Origin of the sequence: Paenibacillus paridis (assembly GCF_006345825.1) — a bacterium.
GTDB classification, from domain to species: Bacteria; Bacillota; Bacilli; order Paenibacillales; family Paenibacillaceae; genus Pristimantibacillus; species Pristimantibacillus paridis.
In genome coordinates this window covers 1,685,115-1,703,279 of record NZ_VCIX01000092.1, presented here as the reverse complement: position 1 = coordinate 1,703,279, position 18,165 = coordinate 1,685,115, and the positions used below count along the sequence as shown (strand labels likewise).

General features: G+C 47.2%; 18 protein-coding genes. 11 read left to right on the top strand and 7 right to left on the bottom strand.

The window, feature by feature from the left end; all coding sequences use genetic code 11:
- Positions 1-12: 12 nt before the first annotated feature.
- Positions 13-699, top strand: coding sequence for a YjjG family noncanonical pyrimidine nucleotidase (locus FJQ58_RS29465; RefSeq protein WP_139998997.1), 687 nt, complete (start codon positions 13-15; stop codon positions 697-699).
- Positions 700-817: 118 nt separating this feature from the next.
- Here the strand turns inward: FJQ58_RS29465 and FJQ58_RS29460 are convergent, their stop codons facing one another.
- The gene (locus FJQ58_RS29460; RefSeq protein ID WP_338016178.1) at positions 818-2,005 is read right to left on the bottom strand and encodes an ROK family protein; all 1,188 of its coding nucleotides are present in this window, start codon (positions 2,003-2,005) and stop codon (positions 818-820) included.
- A gap of 323 nt (positions 2,006-2,328) precedes the next feature.
- Between FJQ58_RS29460 and FJQ58_RS29455 the strand changes: the two genes are divergently transcribed.
- A complete protein-coding gene (locus tag FJQ58_RS29455; protein ID WP_139998993.1) occupies positions 2,329-2,976 on the top strand; it encodes a GntR family transcriptional regulator in 648 nt (215 codons plus the stop codon).
- A 51-nt stretch (positions 2,977-3,027) separates the two neighbouring features.
- Positions 3,028-4,197: a helix-turn-helix domain-containing protein gene (locus FJQ58_RS29450; RefSeq protein WP_139998991.1), complete on the top strand. Its 1,170-nt coding sequence runs from the start codon at positions 3,028-3,030 to the stop codon at positions 4,195-4,197.
- Between the two features lie 60 nt (positions 4,198-4,257).
- Here FJQ58_RS29450 and FJQ58_RS29445 read toward each other — a convergent pair whose 3' ends face one another.
- Positions 4,258-5,163 carry an RraA family protein gene (locus FJQ58_RS29445; RefSeq protein ID WP_139998989.1) on the bottom strand — a complete coding sequence of 302 codons (906 nt, stop codon included), beginning with the start codon at positions 5,161-5,163 and terminating at the stop codon, positions 4,258-4,260.
- Positions 5,164-5,484: 321 nt separating this feature from the next.
- Here FJQ58_RS29445 and FJQ58_RS29440 point away from each other — a divergent pair, with 321 nt between their 5' ends.
- Genes FJQ58_RS29440 through FJQ58_RS29425 form a run of 4 tightly spaced genes read left to right on the top strand, consistent with a single transcriptional unit; the run spans position 5,485 to position 9,626 of the window.
- The gene (locus tag FJQ58_RS29440) at positions 5,485-6,414 is read left to right on the top strand and encodes a carbohydrate ABC transporter permease (RefSeq protein ID WP_140000216.1); all 930 of its coding nucleotides are present in this window, start codon (positions 5,485-5,487) and stop codon (positions 6,412-6,414) included.
- Positions 6,411-7,241 (top strand): carbohydrate ABC transporter permease, encoded by an 831-nt coding sequence (locus FJQ58_RS29435; RefSeq protein ID WP_139998987.1) that lies wholly within the window; start codon positions 6,411-6,413, stop codon positions 7,239-7,241. Before FJQ58_RS29440 ends, FJQ58_RS29435 begins: the two co-directional genes overlap by 4 nt.
- 39 nt (positions 7,242-7,280) lie before the next feature.
- Positions 7,281-8,630, top strand: a complete 1,350-nt coding sequence (locus tag FJQ58_RS29430; protein ID WP_139998985.1) for an ABC transporter substrate-binding protein — start codon at positions 7,281-7,283, stop codon at positions 8,628-8,630.
- Positions 8,631-8,654: 24 nt separating this feature from the next.
- A complete protein-coding gene (locus FJQ58_RS29425) occupies positions 8,655-9,626 on the top strand; it encodes a mannonate dehydratase (protein WP_139998983.1) in 972 nt (323 codons plus the stop codon).
- A gap of 524 nt (positions 9,627-10,150) precedes the next feature.
- Here FJQ58_RS29425 and FJQ58_RS29420 read toward each other — a convergent pair.
- Genes FJQ58_RS29420 through FJQ58_RS29410 form a run of 3 tightly spaced genes read right to left on the bottom strand, consistent with a single transcriptional unit; the run spans position 10,151 to position 13,176 of the window.
- The gene (locus FJQ58_RS29420; RefSeq protein ID WP_139998981.1) at positions 10,151-11,539 is read right to left on the bottom strand and encodes a mandelate racemase/muconate lactonizing enzyme family protein; all 1,389 of its coding nucleotides are present in this window, start codon (positions 11,537-11,539) and stop codon (positions 10,151-10,153) included.
- Between the two features lie 50 nt (positions 11,540-11,589).
- Positions 11,590-12,375 carry an SDR family NAD(P)-dependent oxidoreductase gene (locus tag FJQ58_RS29415; RefSeq protein WP_139998979.1) on the bottom strand — a complete coding sequence of 262 codons (786 nt, stop codon included), beginning with the start codon at positions 12,373-12,375 and terminating at the stop codon, positions 11,590-11,592.
- A 21-nt stretch (positions 12,376-12,396) separates the two neighbouring features.
- Positions 12,397-13,176 (bottom strand): SDR family NAD(P)-dependent oxidoreductase, encoded by a 780-nt coding sequence (locus tag FJQ58_RS29410; protein WP_139998977.1) that lies wholly within the window; start codon positions 13,174-13,176, stop codon positions 12,397-12,399.
- A 163-nt stretch (positions 13,177-13,339) separates the two neighbouring features.
- Here FJQ58_RS29410 and FJQ58_RS29405 point away from each other — a divergent pair, with 163 nt between their 5' ends.
- Positions 13,340-13,849, top strand: a complete 510-nt coding sequence (locus FJQ58_RS29405) for a hypothetical protein (RefSeq protein WP_139998975.1) — start codon at positions 13,340-13,342, stop codon at positions 13,847-13,849.
- Between the two features lie 74 nt (positions 13,850-13,923).
- On the opposite strand, the gene FJQ58_RS29400 is transcribed toward FJQ58_RS29405, so the two are convergent.
- Entirely contained in the window at positions 13,924-14,454 is a 531-nt protein-coding gene (locus FJQ58_RS29400) for a PCYCGC domain-containing protein (RefSeq protein WP_238404390.1), read from the bottom strand.
- Positions 14,455-14,616: 162 nt separating this feature from the next.
- Here FJQ58_RS29400 and FJQ58_RS29395 point away from each other — a divergent pair, with 162 nt between their 5' ends.
- From FJQ58_RS29395 to FJQ58_RS29385, 3 genes are all read left to right on the top strand, one after another.
- Positions 14,617-15,624, top strand: coding sequence for an SDR family oxidoreductase (locus tag FJQ58_RS29395; RefSeq protein ID WP_139998973.1), 1,008 nt, complete (start codon positions 14,617-14,619; stop codon positions 15,622-15,624).
- 464 nt (positions 15,625-16,088) lie between these two features.
- Positions 16,089-17,159, top strand: coding sequence for a glucosaminidase domain-containing protein (locus FJQ58_RS29390; protein ID WP_139998972.1), 1,071 nt, complete (start codon positions 16,089-16,091; stop codon positions 17,157-17,159).
- 84 nt (positions 17,160-17,243) lie between these two features.
- Entirely contained in the window at positions 17,244-17,774 is a 531-nt protein-coding gene (locus FJQ58_RS29385) for a hypothetical protein (protein ID WP_139998970.1), read from the top strand.
- 91 nt (positions 17,775-17,865) lie between these two features.
- On the opposite strand, the gene FJQ58_RS32675 is transcribed toward FJQ58_RS29385, so the two are convergent.
- Positions 17,866-18,012 carry a hypothetical protein gene (locus FJQ58_RS32675; protein ID WP_202915349.1) on the bottom strand — a complete coding sequence of 49 codons (147 nt, stop codon included), beginning with the start codon at positions 18,010-18,012 and terminating at the stop codon, positions 17,866-17,868.
- Positions 18,013-18,165: the final 153 nt, after the last annotated feature.

Sequence of the window (18,165 nt, the reverse complement as noted above, 5' to 3'; positions counted from 1 at the left end):
GAGACTTGTAAATTGAAATATGAAGTGATTTTATTCGATGCGGACGACACCTTGTTCGATTACGCACTCGCGGAGGCACATGCACTGAAGAGTACCTTCCTGGAGCATCAGATAGAGCTCATGCAGCCGCATGTAGAGCTCTATCGAAGCGTTAATCAGCAGCTGTGGCATGATTATGAGAAGGGTGCAGTAACGCTTGATTTTTTGCGGCATGAAAGATTTAGAAAGCTATTTGTGGAAATCCAAGCTGATCTTGATGCCATTCATTTTAGTGAGCGTTATGTCGATTTTTTAGGGGAAGGCTCCTTTCTGATCGACGGGGCGGATGTTCTTGTCGCAGAGCTGCTTGCCAAAGGCCAGCGGCTTGCCATTATCACTAACGGCATCAAGAAGACACAGCATAGCCGAATCGGCAGGTCAAGCCTTGCAAATTCATTCGAGCATATTATAATATCCGAGGATACGGGTTATTCCAAGCCGCATACGGGTATTTTCGACTATGCATTCGATAAGCTATTGATTACTGACAAGAGCAAGGTTCTTATTGTCGGTGATTCATTAACTTCCGATATCCAAGGCGGCAACAATTACGGCATTGATACCTGCTGGTTCAATCCTGGCCATAAGTTGAATTCGACCTCTGCAAATCCGACCTATGAAATTGCTCATTTAAGCGAGCTTCCAGCTTTATTAGTTTAGGCTTGGCAATGAGTTGTTTTTGAATGAAAGAGCGCCATAGGAAGCCCTATATTCTCTCGTAAGGATAGGGTTCCTATGGCGCTTTGTGTTTATATGCAAGGTTCAAGTTACTATTCCTTTAATTGAGCTCCCAATCCTGCAAAACCATAATAGCGGCGCCAGCTGTAACGGCATCCTCCGTCAGCTGGCCTTGCGTAAATTTAGGCTCGTATTGCTGCGAATAATAGATGTTGCTCCGCGCCACTTGAATGACCGTTTCATAGATGGTCTTGTGTACCTTGACGAGCGGACCGCCGAGAATAACCGCCTCCGGATGCAAAATATTAATCAAATTGGCAATGCCGATGCCCAGATAGGTTGCAGTTTGCAGAAATTGCTCGGTAACGAGCGCGTCCTTCTGGATAAAAGCTTTCTGCAGCGCTTCGAACTGGACTTCCTCTGGGGGAAACCCAGAGAGCAAGCTTGTCCGGCCAAGCTTAAGCTGTGAGCGAATTTTTTTCTCCAAGGCAGGAATGGAAACCAACGCCTCAAGCGCACCATAGTTTCCTTCATCGCCGAGTCTTGGACCATCGGTCTGAATGATCATTTGGCCGAAGGAGCCTTCCATGTCTACGGCGCCACGCACAATTTGGCCGTTGGAGAGCATAGCGGTTCGCAAGCCAACACCCGCGTGCACATACACCATATGCTTGACTTCTTCGCTGCGAAGTGCCCAGTGTTCCCCGATAATCGCCGTATTAGCTCCATTATCGAGCAGCGCGGACAGGCCTAGCCGCTCTTGCAGCCACTCGCAAATCGGTACATTGCTCCAGCCGTCGGCAGGGAAGTAGCGCGGCTGCAGCATAATGCCATCCTCACGGCTTAAAGGTCCAACGGCACCAATCCCAATACCGATCACTTTCTCGCGCTCAACGCCGCACTCGCTCATCATTCGTTCAGCCATGTCGGCAATTTTCGACAGCAGCCGCTCCGGCGTCATGTGTTCATCCATCTTCCATCTCTCGAACGCCAATGGTTTTAGGTTGAGGTCGTAAAGGCCGATGGAGGAGCTGAAGCGGGAAATTTCAAGTCCGAAAACAGCGCGGTGACCGGGGTTAACCCGGTATAAAATCGGCTTTCGTCCTCCGGTGGATCGGCCCAGCTCGGATGCGAGAATTAATCCGTCACTTAGCAGCTCTTCTAGCAATCGAGACAAGCTTGTGCTTGTAACCGTCAAGCGTTCCATTAGCGCGGCTTTAGAAACTAATCCATTGCGAATAATATAATCAAACACTTGTTTCTTTATCGTCGGATGCTTTACATTCATCATCATATCTCCATTTGTCCAAGTAGTTATATCGGATATAAACCAATTTCTATTATATGCTGTTCTAGGGGGAGATGACTAGATACGCGACATAAATAAATGGTTGGTTACCAAATGATTTGTAAATTGTGTGGCATTCGACAATTTAATCGGTTGTTTTGGCTGGAAATAAGTTCTATAATAACGGTAGCAGCAGATTATCGATAATCCGGTGAGATGGGGCAGCCAGTTCAAAATGAAATTTTGGAGCAATTTGTTAACGCTTTCTTTTTTTGAAATGTATTATCGATAATCGATAATGTGAACCGAAAGAGGTGAGATTGATGTATGGAAACGTCCCTTATGCACCCGTTAACTCGATTAGCGAGCATGTCTACACGACGATAAAAAAAGAAATTCTTGCGGGAGAACTGCAGCCGGGGGCGCGTTTGCTCGTGCTTGAAATCGCCAAAAAATTCAATATCAGCCAAGCGCCGGTTCGTGAAGCACTGGAGAGACTCAAATCCGCAGGATTTATTACGGGCATTCCGAATAAGGGCTCGGTCGTGTCTACAATCACTTCAAAGGAAATTAAAGATATATTCGAGCTTCGAGAAATCATTGAAGGATTTGCCGTAAGGCAGACGATGCGCCAGCTAACCGAAGCTGATTATGCTTACCTTGAAGAAATTATCCGCAAAATGCATGAGGCTCATGAGCAAAATGATATTTTGAGCATATTGGAGCTGGATATGGAATTTCACGGTTTTTTTTACCGACGCTGTGACAATCATATGATTTTGGAGCTTTGGAACCATATGCGGATGAAGGTGATGCGTTTCATGGCCATTTCCAACCGCCATTATAAAACGGACGGACTTGCGGATTGGCATCTTCGATTAATTGAGGTGCTGCGTTCCGGTGACGCAGACCTAGCCGAGCGAACGTTTATTGAGCATATGCATTCTTACAAGATGATTCACCTTGCTTAAAAATGAAATCATGCATCTCGCAAGTCAACCTTACAAAAGGGGTAATGGCGCATGCTGAGTGAAGGATTATTGTTTAAAGAGGATGTCATTTTAACGTGGATGAGGGATCGGTTTTTACGGAATTTGGTTTCCAATGCAAATACAGCGAGGCCTGATGTGAAAGAGAGCTTTTCGCGGCTGCAGTTGAACCCATACTTTACGTTCCCCGCTCTAGCCTTGCTAGAGCCTGCCTTTTGTTTCCATGATGAGCATGAGAAAACAATATACTTGGAGCGCATGCGTGATTTTCTGCACAAAAAGATATCCGATGGCAGCGTCGTATTTGTAGACGAAGCGGGGCGGGTAGGGTGGCTCTTCTCATGGGTATCCAAAGAACCGATCAACGCGATCCAGTCTATGCTGAAGGACTATTTCCAAAAACCCTTTAATGTCGGAGTAGGGAAGCCCTGCAGCCATTTACAGTATATAGCGCAATCCTATAGACAAGCCTCGGCAGCGCTGCAGCATAAATTTTACCGCGGGACGGGCAAAATTATTTATTATAGCGAACTTGGCAATTATGAATCCTTGCTGCAATACCCCTCCGACAAGGAGAAGGAGCTATTCGACACCTACAAAGCGGCAGAATCAGAGTCGGAGATTGCACAATGCGTCTTGAATTTTTATGAAGAAATGCTGCGCAAAGGACCCATCGACACGCAAAACATATACGATACGACGGTCCGGTTGCTGGTTGGCGTGGAGAAACGCGTGCTTGCCGAAGCGGAGAACGTAATTGATTACGAAAGATTCGATGTCGTGTCGATTGTGAAGCTTGCTACGCTTGATGAAATTAAGCAATACGTGATTCATTTTCTGATCGGATTAAAGGACGTGCTCATGTATGGCCAGAAGGAAAGCCATCGGAGCATTATCAAAAAGACGATTCACCACATGGAGCAGGAATGCCAGTATGCTTCCTTGCAAAGCGTCGCGCAAAAGGTATATATGACACCAACCTATTTAAGCCTCTTGTTCAAAATGAATACCGGCAAAACCTTTATCGAGCACTTGACGGATATCCGGATTGACAAAGCGAAGGACATGCTCAAGAGCACGCATTTTAAAAATTATGAGGTCGCTGAAAAAGTGGGCTATCAGGATCCGCGATATTTTAGCCAAATTTTCAAAAAGAAGGTTGGGCTCTCGCCTAGCGAGTACAGGGATTCGATCGGAAAATAAGGATGGCATCAAAAAGGACTCTATTGGCAAAGACGCTGCCGACAAGAGTCCTTATTTGTATTATAAGCGAACATCGCTTTGAGGGCCGTTGCGTTCCGTCGCGCGCACATTTTCAAGCTCGGAGCTCCAGCTTAAATGCCGATACTCAGCCGCAGCCCCATCATTTTCGAACCAATCCAGGAAGTCCGTCCACAGTGCCAAGTCCCAAGCCGCATCGATTTGTGCCGTTGTATAGACGCTGTCGCGCAAGCGAACAAATCCGAATACGTCCCGAACCTGGGATTTTTCCGCTTGCACGACGGTAAGCTCCGCCAGATGGGGAGGAATAAAGATAACCCCGGCCGGCGTACCGAGCACAACATCGCCAGGCATGCAGATCGCCTTGCCAATGCGCGTCGGCACGTTCATGCCTACCATCGTTACGTCCGCAATGGCGGTCGGATCACTGCCCCGATAGAACACATTGATGTTCTCGATTTCTACCACTTGCTGGTTATCGCGAATCCCGCCCCAGATGACTGCTCCGCCGCGCTTCGTTCGCGTAGAGATTGCTGTCGACAAATTTCCGCCAACGTAAGTACCCAGATGCACCTTGTCGAACATATCTACGACAACTACGTCATCCTCAACAAGCGTATCGATTACCCATTGATTGAAGAAGCCTTTGCGTTCCTCCTGCTCGTGCCCGTAGTTAAGAAGGGTTTCATGCAAATCAGGCCGCTTCGGCACCATGACCGCCGTAACCGCGCGTCCAACCATCGTTTGCTTAGGATGAATGATTTTGAAATCACCCTCAAATTGAAAGGTGTAACCTCTGTTCCAGAGTGGACCCCAGGCCTCCTCCAGCGTAATTTTGCGCATGCGGCGCAGCACGTCCTCGGATACTTTTGGCCGACCGTTAGGAAAGCGTTCACCCTCCCAAAGCGGCGTTAGCTGAATGATATCTTCCGGGTTATCGAATTTCATTTGAGCACCTCTTTCGCTATCGTGATTGTCAGGCCTAAGCCCCGTGTCCTATCTCTATTGTTAGGGACGTTGCTGTATTTGTCGATGCGACTTTCTTAAGGCATTTGCCCGCCATCTATGAATTTTTCACACTATATAAAATCAAACGAATTCATAAATTATTCACCTTCAACGATGTAACCGCTTTCGTATAAAGTAAGGGAACGTTATCCAACTGGTGTAACGAGCTTCTTGCGAGCATAGAACGCTTAGCAAAGGGTAAACCCGCGGACGAGAGGAAGGGGAGGAATGAACGAGGTGAAGACAGCGCATACGGAAAAAATGCGTACAAGCAGCCGGCAAACCAAAACCGCACGCCAGAAAACAAAATCCAACCTAGCGGCAGGTTACATTTTTATATCCCCATGGCTGATCGGCTTTCTGCTGCTCACGCTCTGGCCGATCGCGCAATCCTTTTATTTATCATTCACCGACTATTCATTGCTGGAGGAACCGGTTTGGACAGGGCTGGACAATTACACCAAAATATTTACGGCCGACACCACCTTTACCAAATCGCTTAGCGTAACGTTTATGTTTGTGCTGTTTTCGGTACCGCTTAAGCTGTTTTTCTCGCTAATGGTCGCTTTGGCGCTTAACAAAAGCATTCGTGGAATGAATATTTACCGGACAGCCATTTATTTTCCGTCCCTGATCGGGGGCAGCATCGCGGTAGCCGCCCTGTGGCGCAATATGTTTGGAATTGATGGGTATATCAATCAGGTGTTGGCCTGGTTTGGCATCGAGGGCGTTGGCTGGATATCCAATCCGGATACGTCGCTTGGAACACTGATCCTGCTTAACACCTGGCAGTTTGGCTCAACGATGGTGATTTTTCTCGCTGGCCTGAAGCAGGTGCCCCAGGAGCTTTATGAATCGGCCTCGGTAGACGGTGCGGGCAAGTTTAGGAAATTTATAAGTATCACGCTGCCGATGCTCTCGCCCGTCATGTTCTTTAACCTCGTGCTCGGTATTATTGGATCGTTCCAAACCTTTACCTCTGCTTTTATTATCACGAAGGGCGGACCCATCAACTCTACCTATATGTATGCCATGTTCTTGTACGAGAAAGCATTCAAGCATTACCAGATGGGGTATGCCTCCGCGCTAGCGTGGATCCTGCTGACGATTGTGGCGCTATTGACGATTATTAATTTTGCGGCTTCGAAGTATTGGGTATTTTACGAGTCGGATGGAGGGAAACCGAAATGAATTCGCTGCGGTCTAAGCTGACGAGCCATTTGTATCTAACCCTTTTCTCCTTTCTGATGTTATATCCGGTCATTTGGTGGGCAGGGGCATCCTTGAAAAAAACAGAGGAGCTGAGTTTGCCGACGATTTGGCCTTCTACGCCGATGTGGAGCAATTACTGGAAGGGCTGGCATTTCTCTTCGGAATATACGTTTGCTCATTTTTTTGGTAATACGCTGTTGATGGAGCTCGGCAACGTTCTTGGCGGCGTAGCCACGGCGGCTATCGTCGCCTATGGTTTTGGGAGGCTGAATTTTAAGCTGCGCGGCTTCTGGTTTTCGATTTTGCTCCTGACGATGATGCTTCCGGGACAAGTTACGGTTGTTCCTCAGTATATTCTCTTTAATAAGCTAGGATTTGTTGACAGCTATGTTCCGCTTGTGCTGCCTCATTTTTTTGGCGGGGGAGCATTCTTTATCTTCTTGTTAGTCCAGTTTATCCGGGGCATTCCAAGAGATCTTGACGAGGCGGCAACGATCGATGGCGCGAGCGTGTACGGCATCTTTTGGCGTGTTGTCCTGCCGCTGCTCAAGCCTGCGCTAGTTACCGTAGCGATCTTTACGTTCATTTGGAGCTGGGATGATTTTTTCGCCCAAGTGCTTTATTTAAGCTCTGTCGATAAATTTACGGTCGGTTTAGCCTTGCGCATGTTCATTGACCAGTTCGACATTCAGTGGGGGCAATTGCTAGCCATGTCCCTGCTGTCGATATTTCCTTCGGTACTTATCTTTTTCCTTGCGCAGAAGCACTTTGTCGAAGGAATAGCTACAACAGGCTTGAAAGGGTAATCGCTTTATATTTTATCAGGTTAAAGGGGATGACTCAGAATGGTCAACAGTTGGTCAAAAAGCACGATATTCCTAACGCTAGCAATGCTGCTTGTATTATCGGCATGCAGTGGTGGCGGGGGCAACAGCGGTGGGAAACAGACGGATGATGGAGGGAAAAACAACACGGAGCAGGGCAAAAAAGAAGAAAAGCCGGCAGGCGGCAATACAACGCTAAGCATCATGTGGTGGGGACCTGATGCCCGGCATGAAGCAACCAAAAAAGCGCTTGATATTTACACCAAGCAAAATCCGAGCGTTACGTTTAAGCCCGAATTTATGGCTTGGGATGCCTTCTGGCAGAAGCTTCCGACGCTGGCAGCGTCGAAGTCGATTACGGATGTGCTGCAAATGGATGCAGCTTATATCCAGGAATATGTATCGCGCGGGCAATTGGAGGATCTCTCCGATATTGACTTGAGCGGAATTGTAGATCCTTCGGTCATTGCTAATTTACAAATCGACGGCAAGCTGTACGGCATACCACTCAGTCAAAATGCGCAAGGGATGGCCTTTAACAAACCGGAGCTTGAGCAGCTTGGCATACCGCTCCCGCACAAGGATTGGACGTATGAGGAGTATTTCCAATGGGCAAGAGACGCGAGGGAAAAGCTGCCGGAAGGCAAATATCCGATTGGCGATACGACGACTTGGGATGCATTCAATTATTATCAGACGGCTATGGGCAAACCGCCGGTGATGGCCGATGGCGGCAAAACATTTACGCTCGACAAAACGTTGTTTATGACCTTCTATCAAACCTATGAGGAATTCCGTAAAGCCAAAATTGTCCCGCCAGCCGAGAAAGCAGCTTCTTTCCTTGAAAATGATCCGCAAGCCGACCCTATGGCCTCTGGCGTTGTCATGACTAGAGGCGCAACCACTGGCTCTGTGAGCGCTTTAGAGCAGCTGATGCCAGGCAAAGTCGGCGTCGTTAACATGCAGGTCGGCCCTGCAGGCGGCGGCTGGGCGCAGTCTACAATCTTCCTTAGCATCAGCGCAAACTCGAAAAATAAGGATGAAGCGAAAAAATTCGTAAGATGGTTTATCGCTGATCAAGAAGCAGGGCAGGCGCTTGGCCTTACGCGCGGAATTCCGATTAATCCGGAAGTCTACAACGCGCTCGAGCCAACGCTTGAGAACAAGGATAAGCTGGGCAAAGAGATTTACGATCTTTCATTGGACAAAGCTTTGCCATTCTATCCGCCAGCAGCAGGTTTCTCGGAATGGGTCGATACGTACAAGAAAGAAATGGAAGCCGTAACCTTCGGCCAGCAATCCATTGAGGATGCGTTCAACAAAATGGATAAGATGGGCAAAGAATTAGCAGCCAAAGCAGGCGGCCAATAAATTTAAAGAGTGAGGTGTCTATTCATGCAGCTAGCAGAAGTGTTTCCGTCCCAGCCGAACCGGCTTTGGCATTTGGCGAAGCAGCTTGGCGTCAATCACGCGGTTGGAGGCTTGCCTTGGGAAGAGAAAGTCGAGAAGCCCTGGGATCTCATGCCGCTTATCCGGATGAAGCAGCGGTTTTCCGATTTTGGATTGGAGCTGTTAGTCATTGAATCCATGCCGCCGAGCAATGAAATTAAGCTAGGTACGGCTGGGCGAGATGCAGAGATCGAAGTGTTCCAGCAGTTTATCCGAAATATGGGAGCTGCCGGGATTCCCGTGCTTTGCTATAATTTCATGGCACAGTTTAACTGGTTCCGGACTTCTACAACAACACGCACAAGAGGCGGCGCGCTCGTATCGAGCTACGACCACAGCTTGATGAAGGATGCTCCCTTAACAGAGGCAGGCATTGTTACGGAAGATCAGCTCTGGGAAAATCTCCGCTACTTTATGGAACGCATCGTTCCCGTAGCGGAGCAGGCGAGGGTGAAGCTTGCGCTACACCCTGATGATCCGCCGATTACGCCGATACGGGGCATATCGCGAATATTACGAAGTGCAGCTGCTTTGCAGCGGGCCATTGATCTCGTGCCTAGCCCGTATAACGGAATTACGTTGTGCCAAGGCACCTTGGCTACGGCTGGGGACGATATTCCGAGCGTGATCCGGCAATTCGCCAAGCAGGATAAACTATTTTTCGTTCATTTTCGGGATGTGGTCGGCACGCCTGAGAAATTTGAAGAGACGTTCCATGATGACGGGAAAACCAATATGCTTGAGGCGATGCACACCTATTATGAGATCGGTTTCCAAGGACCGGCAAGGCCCGACCATGTACCGACGATGGAAGGGGAGGAAAACACGAATCCGGGCTATGAGCTGCTGGGCCGGTTATATGGAATCGGCTATATACGCGGATTAATGGAGGCGGCAGGCGTTCGGGAGTATGCGTAAGCCATAGAAAGAAGGACGAGATATTTTGACATCTCGTCCTTCTTTTTTTGATATGATCCACTATATTATAGTGACATGTGCCAGCTGACGTAACAGGATTGCGTCCGATCTAATCCCGGAACAGATGCAAGCATTTTGAGCTAGATAAAACGAACATAGGATAATACTAAAATGAGTTGCTTTTGTTCTTGTTGAGTGGCGAATATAGATTGGTTATCATTTAACAGGAATTTCTCCCTCTAAAATAGCGTTATCCGCGGGGCAAGTGGATTAAAGGGAATTACTCACGTTAATTCAACCATTTTACGTTATTTACTTGGTATTTCCTAGTATTAAAGGGAAAAATCCCTTATAAATGCCTCAAATGATCAAAATCCTTAATATTAGAGGGAGCAAATCCATCTAAATCAACTTGGAAGAAATTAATAGTTTAAGTAGCGAATTTCAATCGTTTAATTGAAATTGGGGCATCTATATAAAAACAGCTGAGCAGACGTTTCTGCTCAGCTGTTTTCATGTTTGTATTAGCTCCAAAGCCGGTCATTCGAGTGATAGTGGTTCCAATTGTCCGTTGCTTCCCATAAGCCGGGTATTTTCGGATGCAGATGCTGGGCCAGCACTTCGTCATTCAAATCGTCGATTCCAAGTCCAGGAGCATCGGTCATATGGATAAAGCCGTTTTGAACAAGCTTCTTCGGCAGCTTGCTGCCAATAATGATATCATCCCACCACGGCACCTCGCAGGAATGGTATTCCAGTGCCATAAAGTTTTCGGTAGCAGCAGCGACATGAGCGGCCGCAAGGCATGCGATAGGGCTCTCTGCCATATGAATGGCCATCGCCACGCCATATTCTTGCGCCATGTCGCCGATTTTTTTGGTTTCCAGAATGCCGCCAGTCGTCAGCACATCCGGATGGATCACAGATACGCCGCCTGCTTGCAGAAGCGGACGGAAGTTCTCCTTCAAATAGATATCCTCGCCTGTACAAATCGGAGTAGCAACTGCACGTGCCAGCTTAGCGTATTGTTCCGTATACTGCCAAGGAAGCATATCCTCCATCCAAGCCAGATTGAATTTATCAACGCGCCTTCCGAGCTTAATGCAATCCTCCAAGCCAATATGTCCAAAATGGTCCACCGCCAAAGGCACCTCGTATCCGATGACCGCCCGAACATCGGCAACATACTGCTCCAGCAGATCAAGGCCCTTCTCCGTCACGTGGATCGCAGTGAATGGATGAGGAATATTGTTGATTTCAAAATGCTTATTGCGAATATCGCGGATCTCGTCCTCAGTAAGGGTATCTTGATTGGAGCTGTACCGGTTTTTGGAGATGTCCCGCATCTCCTGAAGGAAGCCTACAGGAGCGCTCAATGTGCCTGGCTCATCAATAATTTGGCCAATGCCCAGATCCATTTTGAGGAACGAGAAGCCTTCATCCATTCGTTTCTTAAGCGCCAAGCCCATAGCGGTGCCCGTATCCTTGCCTACGACCTCGGTATCGCAATACATTCGGATCTTCTCGCGGAACTTGCCGCCAAGCATTTGATAAATCGGGACGCCGTAGGCTTTGCCAGCCAAATCCCATAACGCAATCTCAAGCCCGCTCACTCCGCCGCCTTGGCGGGCATGTCCGCCAAATTGCTTAATGCGGCGGAACAGCTTGTCGATGTTGCAAGGATTCTCGCCAAGCAACCTCCCTTTCAAAATTTGGGCATATACCTTATCGGCACCATCACGAACCTCACCAAAGCCAACCAACCCTTGATTCGTATACACTTTAATCAAGCTGCTGTGGAAAGGGCCCCCAACAATATCGGTAAACCTAATATCGGTAATACGCAGGGAGGCAGGGCTGGAGAAGGTGCTGACATGCGCTAACGTTTCTTCATAGGATTGGTTATTGGACACAGACAATCACTCCTTGTATGGAATAAGATTGAACAGCAGCTTACGGTGATTTAGAGCAGCATGCTGCCACCGTCAAGTCGAATGGCCGACCCTGTCATGAATTCACTCTCATCGGATGCGATAAAACAAACCAGCTGCGCCACATCAAGCGGGCGTCCCACACGACCAAGCGGGAATTTATCACGGATCGATCTGGTCGTTTTTTTAAGCTTGGCGATATCCTCGGCAGTCATAATCGGCTTGGACTCGCGCGCGCTTTGCTTGCCAACGTCTACGGCACCAGGCTCAATCGTGTTGACGGTAATGCCATACTGGGCGAGCTCAATCGCGCTTTCCCTGCCTAACATGCGAATGCCACCCTTGGTCATCGAATAGACGGCATCAAAGTCTGTCGGGCGCTTACTGTGAACCGAAGACATATTAATAATTCGCCCGAAATGCTTTTTCTTCATATGGGGAACAACGGCCTGAATGCATTGCCAATAGCCCTTCAAATTGATATTCATCATGCGGTCAAAGGAAGCCTCGTCATAATCGAAGAAGTTGTAATTGAGCTGGAGAGCGGCGTTGTTGACCAAGATTTCAATTCCGCCATAATGATTGACAACGGTTTGAATCATTTGATTAATTTCTTCTTTGACCGCTACATTGGCTTGGACAAGGATTGCATCGCCGCCAAACTCATCAATTTGCTGCTTGGTATGAAGAGCTCCCGCATCGCTTTGGTTATAATGAACGGCCACTAAAGCTCCTCTGCGAGCAAGCTCAATGGCAACGCCCTTGCCAATTCCAGTGCCTGCGCCGGTTACTAGAGCCACTTTGCCTGCTATACTCATGTTACACCTCCGGTAGGGCGGTTAAGGTTGTTTCATTTTGAAATTCATATAATGCAGAAGGAAGCCGCCATCAAGCCTGATATCGGAACCGTTGATATAACGGGAATCATCAGAGGAGAGAAAGGCAACAAGCTCTGCGAGATTCTCATCGCTTCCCAGCACTGCATCCGGAACTTTATATTCATAATGATCGTAGAGAGTGGAGAGTGTGCTCCTAAAACGTTCGTCATCTCCGGGCAGCGGACCGAGTTCAATCGTATTGACGCTTACGCCATACCGGCCCAAAGCTAGAGCAGCTTCCTTGGCGAGCATTTTGACAGCCCCTTTGGCGATGCTGTACGTAAAAGCAGATCCTGTAGGTTTTTCTGCATGAATCGAGGAAACAAAAATAATTTTACCAGCATGCGACTTCATCATTTGCTTGCCGACAGCTTGGGTGCAGAAAAAAGCTGATTTGGCATTTACGGCTATGCTGCTCAGAAATTGCTCTTCCTCGCCATATTCGATGGTGCTTGGAGTAATCTCTTGATTGTTATGGACCAGAACATCGACGGTGCCCAGCTCTTGCTCAGCGTGCTGCAGCATGTCTTCAATTTCATGGCTGTTGCACAGGTCTATATTTACAACGATTGCCTTTAAGCCTGCACGGTGGACAAGCTCTAATTCAGCTGACAATTCCAAACCGCCTGAGCTGCTGTTGAGAATAAAATGGGTGCCGTCACGCGCTAACCGAGCAATCATCGTTTTGCCGCTAAGGCTGTCCGCATCCGTAATGAACACTAGCTTTGTTTGAAGATTCATAGATCCCCTCCATCAAGCAGACATGAGTTAACCGTAACACCTTGCAGCTTAATCTTAGTAAGTTTGACCCTTCTGTGGCGATGCCGTAAAGTTATGATTTTGTTTGTTTTTTTGCGAAACGTGAGCATGTTGAAGTCGTCGTAACAATAAATAGGAGGTTACCATGCGGATTTTGAATAAATATGTCATTTTGGCAATGATTATAGGTTTATGTATTCCTTTGGCTGTTAGCTACGTGAACTACCGTGCACTGAAAATCAATGATCTGGAGGAAGCCAGATTCCTTAAAAATTTGCAGGCTGCCGTTAGTCAAAACAGCCAGTTGGATTTGAAGGAAACAACCGATTTCGAATGGAATACTCTATATATGTTCCCTCCATATCTATCAAAAACTGAAATGGAGAAAACGATAGGCTTGAAATGGATCGCTGAGCCAACCTATTTTAATTATTTGTTTCATCAACTAACCGGAGAAAAATTCCCTTTATTGGACGATTCTCTTCATAAGCTTGTTTTCGTGCGAGGTGATGACGTTGTACTAGATGTAACGCTTGATCGAATGCTAGCTGATTTTACTTCTACCGAAAGGCAGATCAGCCGTCATGAGGCGGTTTACGAGATCATACGAACGGATGAGGGCTTCTATCAGCTAAAAAATGCGGAGGTGAAGTAAAGCTTCGACAGTATGGCAGTGGAGGCAAGAGAGAATAGGCGACGGGTTCTTGCCTCCACGTAGATACGCAATATTTAGGTGGCGGGTGGATATTCCGTTAACGTTGGCTTTGCATATCCTTCTTTGTAAGTATCGTCGATGAATGCGCGAATGCGTTCGTTTTCGATTCCGGTGGCTTTCATCGCTGCCGCAGTAACGGCAATTTCCACGCAGACACTGCAGCGGGTGCCGTGATCATCCCATAACACTGACCCGTCTGCCTTAATTTCAGCAATAAAGCAGTTTAGATTGCTCTTATGGCCGGCACTGTCGCCGCAGCCGCAATAGCAAGGGATATAGGGCAAAATATCCGTAACGGTTGCCGCAGTTCGATAAGCGGTTTGTAAGGTAGCGGAGGCCGTATCCAGGAAAGATGGCAGCGTTTCGAGCGAAGCCGTCCATTCTTGAAGATCTCCCGAATCGGTAGGGTGCTCGCCATGTCCGGAGCCGCTTGCGATGTTGGCCACATTCGTGGCTTTCGCCGGCTGATTCTGGCTGCTGCATCCACTAAGCAGCATGGAAGATAGTAGGACGGAATAGAGCGTTGTTGTCGCTAAACGTTTCACGTAGGGCAACTCCTTATTTGTTTAGGTATGGCTATAGTATATCATTTTCAAATATTAAAAGATGATCTCCTATGGTACTATTAATTGACGATTGAGAACTTCTATATCGTAGGCTTTTCGATGTAATCGTAAAAAACGATAGATCAAAAGGAGCGATTGACGATGAAGGTATTGTTTATTGGCGGAACAGGCTTGATTAGCGAAGCAGTGTCCAAACTGGCAATAGAACGTGGAATAGAGCTGTATCTCTTCAACCGCGGGAAGCGGGATGCTCATGTTCCAAGTGGAGCAAAAGTCATCCTAGGCGATATTAGAGATCCGAAGTCTGCGGCAGCCGCTTTGGAAGGTTATCATTTTGACGTCGTCGTCGATTGGATCGCTTTTACGCCTGAGCAGGTTAGCATTGATATTGAATTGTTCCGCGGCCGTACGAAGCAATACATATTTATAAGCTCGGCATCGGCTTATCAGAAGCCGCCCGTACATTATATCATTACGGAAGATGCCACGCCTCTTGAAAATAAATATTGGCAGTATTCCCGCGATAAGATTGCTTGCGAGCAGCTGTTGCAGGAAGAGCATGCGTCAACTGAATTTCCTTACACCATCGTTCGTCCATCTTTCACCTACGGGGATACGATGATACCGGCAGCCTTAAATAGCTGGCCCCATCCGTGGTCTCTGATTGCACGCATTCGTGCGGGATTGCCGGTTATCGTTCATGGCGACGGATCGTCATTATGGACGATGACACATAACTCGGATTTTGCCAAAGGGTTTGTCGGTTTGCTCGGACGAGAGGAAGCGATTGGCGAAGCCTATCACATCACCTCCGATGAAGTGCTGACCTGGAATCAAATTTATGAAGCGATCGGCGCAGCCGCTGGTGCTGAGCCGAAGCTTGTGCATATCTCGAGTGAGTTTCTTGTGTCGCATGACCCTGAGCTTACTGGCGGGCTGCTTGGCGATAAAGCCGTAACCAGCGTATTTGACAACAGCAAGATTAAACAGCTTGTACCGGATTTTGAAGCGACATTATCGTTTGCGGAAGGAATCAAACGAACGGTCGCATGGTTTGAAGCTCACCCCGAGCGCTGCACGGAAGACGCCGAGTGGAACGAGCAGATGGATGCGATCATTGCGGCGCACGCGTCCGGATTTAAAAAATAAACACGGCACTTTTCATATCAGACATTTTATTAGCAAAGCTCTTATTCTCCCGGGAATAAGAGCTTTTTTGCATGGAAAAAAGGTAAAAAGAGCGCATAGAACTGCGATTTTGCTCGTTTAATTTTTTCTCATAATTCAATAGATACGTAAAAACTCGTCTTTTGAAGGGGACAGCGACATATAATCTTCACAGACCGTCCACTTATACTTGTCAACCGTTGTTTGTTGCAAGGTGAAACGGCTGTCGCTGTTCTTTGGCGGCGCAGCGCGTTTCATTCCGAGAAATGTAGAGAAGGGATAGCGAGATAATAACCTTTCCTATATTTCAAGGTGAAACGGCTGTCGCCGTCCTATGCAAGAAGAGGCGATCCGTTTCTCGCAGAAATATAAGGCTTTTTTATCGTGTAAAACATATAAAGTCTTGTATTCCAAGTATACTTCATTAACAAGGGAGAGGTATAACCATGCGAAAAAAGTTAAATCAGCATTTATTCGTCTATTTGCTTATTTTATCCTTAGTCATTACCTTAGGAATGAACGTTCAACCTTTAAATAACACGATTGAAAATCATGTGTTGGATGCGCCTGAGAAGAATGAGGTCTCCACTATAAGTAACGAACCGCTGCTTGCAACTGCACAACGATCTTCCCTTACTCCTATTCCTATCGCTCGAACCTCAATGAGCCCCGCCATATCAGCCATTGCGGTCATTCCAGCTGATCCGCCTCCGGCACCTACCGCTGACCTCCCTGATTCAACGAAAGAAGAAACGGCGATCGCCGAAGAACTCGTACATACATATGAAGTTACTGCTTTTTACTTAAATGTCCGCACAGAGCCAAATGCAAAGTCAGCTATTCAAAAAGTGGTTAAGCAAGCTACGAGGCTTGAGATCGTTGCCGAAACTGAAAATGGCTGGCTGCAGTTGCAAAGCGGCGGTTATATTCATGGAGGCTACGCCAAAAAGGTGAAAAAAGAAGCTTCTATCCTCTCCTTCTCCGTAACCGATACACGCCAGCCAACGATTGAAATTCAAGAGATCGGCGCTGAGCAAGCGCTGGAATCTGAAACTATAGATGAACTTCCCGATGAAGAACCGACCGAGCCAACCTCGATTGTGGAATCCGAATCCGGCTTAACGGAAGAACATATCGCTAAAATATTTGAAGGCACGGCGCTCTCCGGCGAGGATTTGGAACAAGCCATCCTCGAAATCGAAGAAGAATATGGCATCAATGCTTATTTTACAATTGCAGTCATGAAGCTGGAGAGCGGCAACGGCAAGAGTCGCTTGGCCAAAAGCAAAAATAACCTGTTTGGCCTTAATGCGATTGATGGCGATAAATACAATAAGGCATTCAGCTTTGAAACCAAAGGTGACAGCGTAAGAAAGTTCGGACAATTGTTAGCCAGAAACTATGTGGGGAAAGGGCTCACCACCATTGAGAAGGTAGCCAAAAAATATTGCCCTGCCAATTCCAAATGGCCGAGCTTGGTGAAAAGCATAATGAAAAGCGATTACCGAAAGCTTTAGCTTGGCAATTTGGCCTTAAATATGTTATTTTCTTCTCCTAAGCCCTAACAAAACCAAGCTAGTGCTGCGTAGGAGGCCGACTGTATGCGTGAAATCGCTCAAAAGATGCCGTTTGGTTATGAACCGCCAAAGGATGAGAACAAAGGTACCCTGGTCTATTATGATTCGTTTCAGCATATTACCGATCGCGAATTGGATGTCGCAGCCTATGTGGCTAAGGATCGTTCCTTCAGCAAGCTGGTGTTATATCCACTGCATGAGCAGAGCGTCAAGCGAATGTCGAAGGACGAGGTAAGCCCTTTCCATAAACGAGAGGACCGGCTTCATGAATGGAGACATGATCGCGGAGAAACGAACGTAATCGTGGAAAGATTAGAAATCAAGCGGAAGAAGTATACGCCTATCGATACGGCATTGCGTCATCTGTCTGAAACCTATCCCAAACCGTTGTTTCTCCTTTTAAGCGGAGACATGGCTAATTTATTCGCATCGTACTCCTCCTTTGAAGAATGGATCGTTAAGATCAGATTGGTGTTGACCGAAGAGCCTACGAAACTGCATCCACGATTACTGCAATATAAGCATCGCTGGGAACCCATTGTGAAGAGAGACTAACGTTTCGATCAGGCTGAACAAAAACAAAGAGCTTTCCGTGAGAATATTCACGGGAAGCTCTTTGTTTTTGTTCGTTCAAAATGACCGTCGACTAACCCGTTGAGGGACTGTTTGGCACATGTCCTTTTTGATTGCGATTCTCTGCGGTTGAAGCGGCAACATTATTTTCAGCCTCTTTGGAGCTTGCTTCAAATGCCTGGTTTTTAGCTGGAATGGATTTATGCTTGTTACTAGCCATGTTAAACCTCCTCCTCGTAGCTGCCTCTTTAGTATTGCCCTTCAATAGGTTAACCAAGTTTTTCAGAAATTATCGGTTATTCCGGCTTAGTCTGGATAGGAAGCAGGGTACTGGAAAATAATAAGCAAACAATTAATCCCATCCAGATGAAGG

Bases quoted from the DNA above. Each gene is read 5' to 3' on its own strand.
- FJQ58_RS29410 (WP_139998977.1), bottom strand. From the start codon at position 13,176: ATGAATCTTCAAACAAAGCTAGTGTTCATTACGGATGCGGACAGCCTT.
- FJQ58_RS29395 (WP_139998973.1), top strand. From the start codon at position 14,617: ATGAAGGTATTGTTTATTGGCGGAACAGGCTTGATTAGCGAAGCAGTG.
- FJQ58_RS29455 (WP_139998993.1), top strand. From the start codon at position 2,329: ATGTATGGAAACGTCCCTTATGCACCCGTTAACTCGATTAGCGAGCAT.
- FJQ58_RS29435 (WP_139998987.1), top strand. From the start codon at position 6,411: ATGAATTCGCTGCGGTCTAAGCTGACGAGCCATTTGTATCTAACCCTT.
- FJQ58_RS29385 (WP_139998970.1), top strand. From the start codon at position 17,244: ATGCGTGAAATCGCTCAAAAGATGCCGTTTGGTTATGAACCGCCAAAG.
- FJQ58_RS29415 (WP_139998979.1), bottom strand. From the start codon at position 12,375: ATGAGTATAGCAGGCAAAGTGGCTCTAGTAACCGGCGCAGGCACTGGA.
- FJQ58_RS29450 (WP_139998991.1), top strand. From the start codon at position 3,028: ATGCTGAGTGAAGGATTATTGTTTAAAGAGGATGTCATTTTAACGTGG.
- FJQ58_RS29405 (WP_139998975.1), top strand. From the start codon at position 13,340: ATGCGGATTTTGAATAAATATGTCATTTTGGCAATGATTATAGGTTTA.
- FJQ58_RS29425 (WP_139998983.1), top strand. From the start codon at position 8,655: ATGCAGCTAGCAGAAGTGTTTCCGTCCCAGCCGAACCGGCTTTGGCAT.
- FJQ58_RS29440 (WP_140000216.1), top strand. From the start codon at position 5,485: ATGCGTACAAGCAGCCGGCAAACCAAAACCGCACGCCAGAAAACAAAA.
- FJQ58_RS29390 (WP_139998972.1), top strand. From the start codon at position 16,089: ATGCGAAAAAAGTTAAATCAGCATTTATTCGTCTATTTGCTTATTTTA.
- FJQ58_RS29460 (WP_338016178.1), bottom strand. From the start codon at position 2,005: ATGAATGTAAAGCATCCGACGATAAAGAAACAAGTGTTTGATTATATT.
- FJQ58_RS29445 (WP_139998989.1), bottom strand. From the start codon at position 5,163: ATGAAATTCGATAACCCGGAAGATATCATTCAGCTAACGCCGCTTTGG.
- FJQ58_RS32675 (WP_202915349.1), bottom strand. From the start codon at position 18,012: ATGGCTAGTAACAAGCATAAATCCATTCCAGCTAAAAACCAGGCATTT.
- FJQ58_RS29430 (WP_139998985.1), top strand. From the start codon at position 7,281: ATGGTCAACAGTTGGTCAAAAAGCACGATATTCCTAACGCTAGCAATG.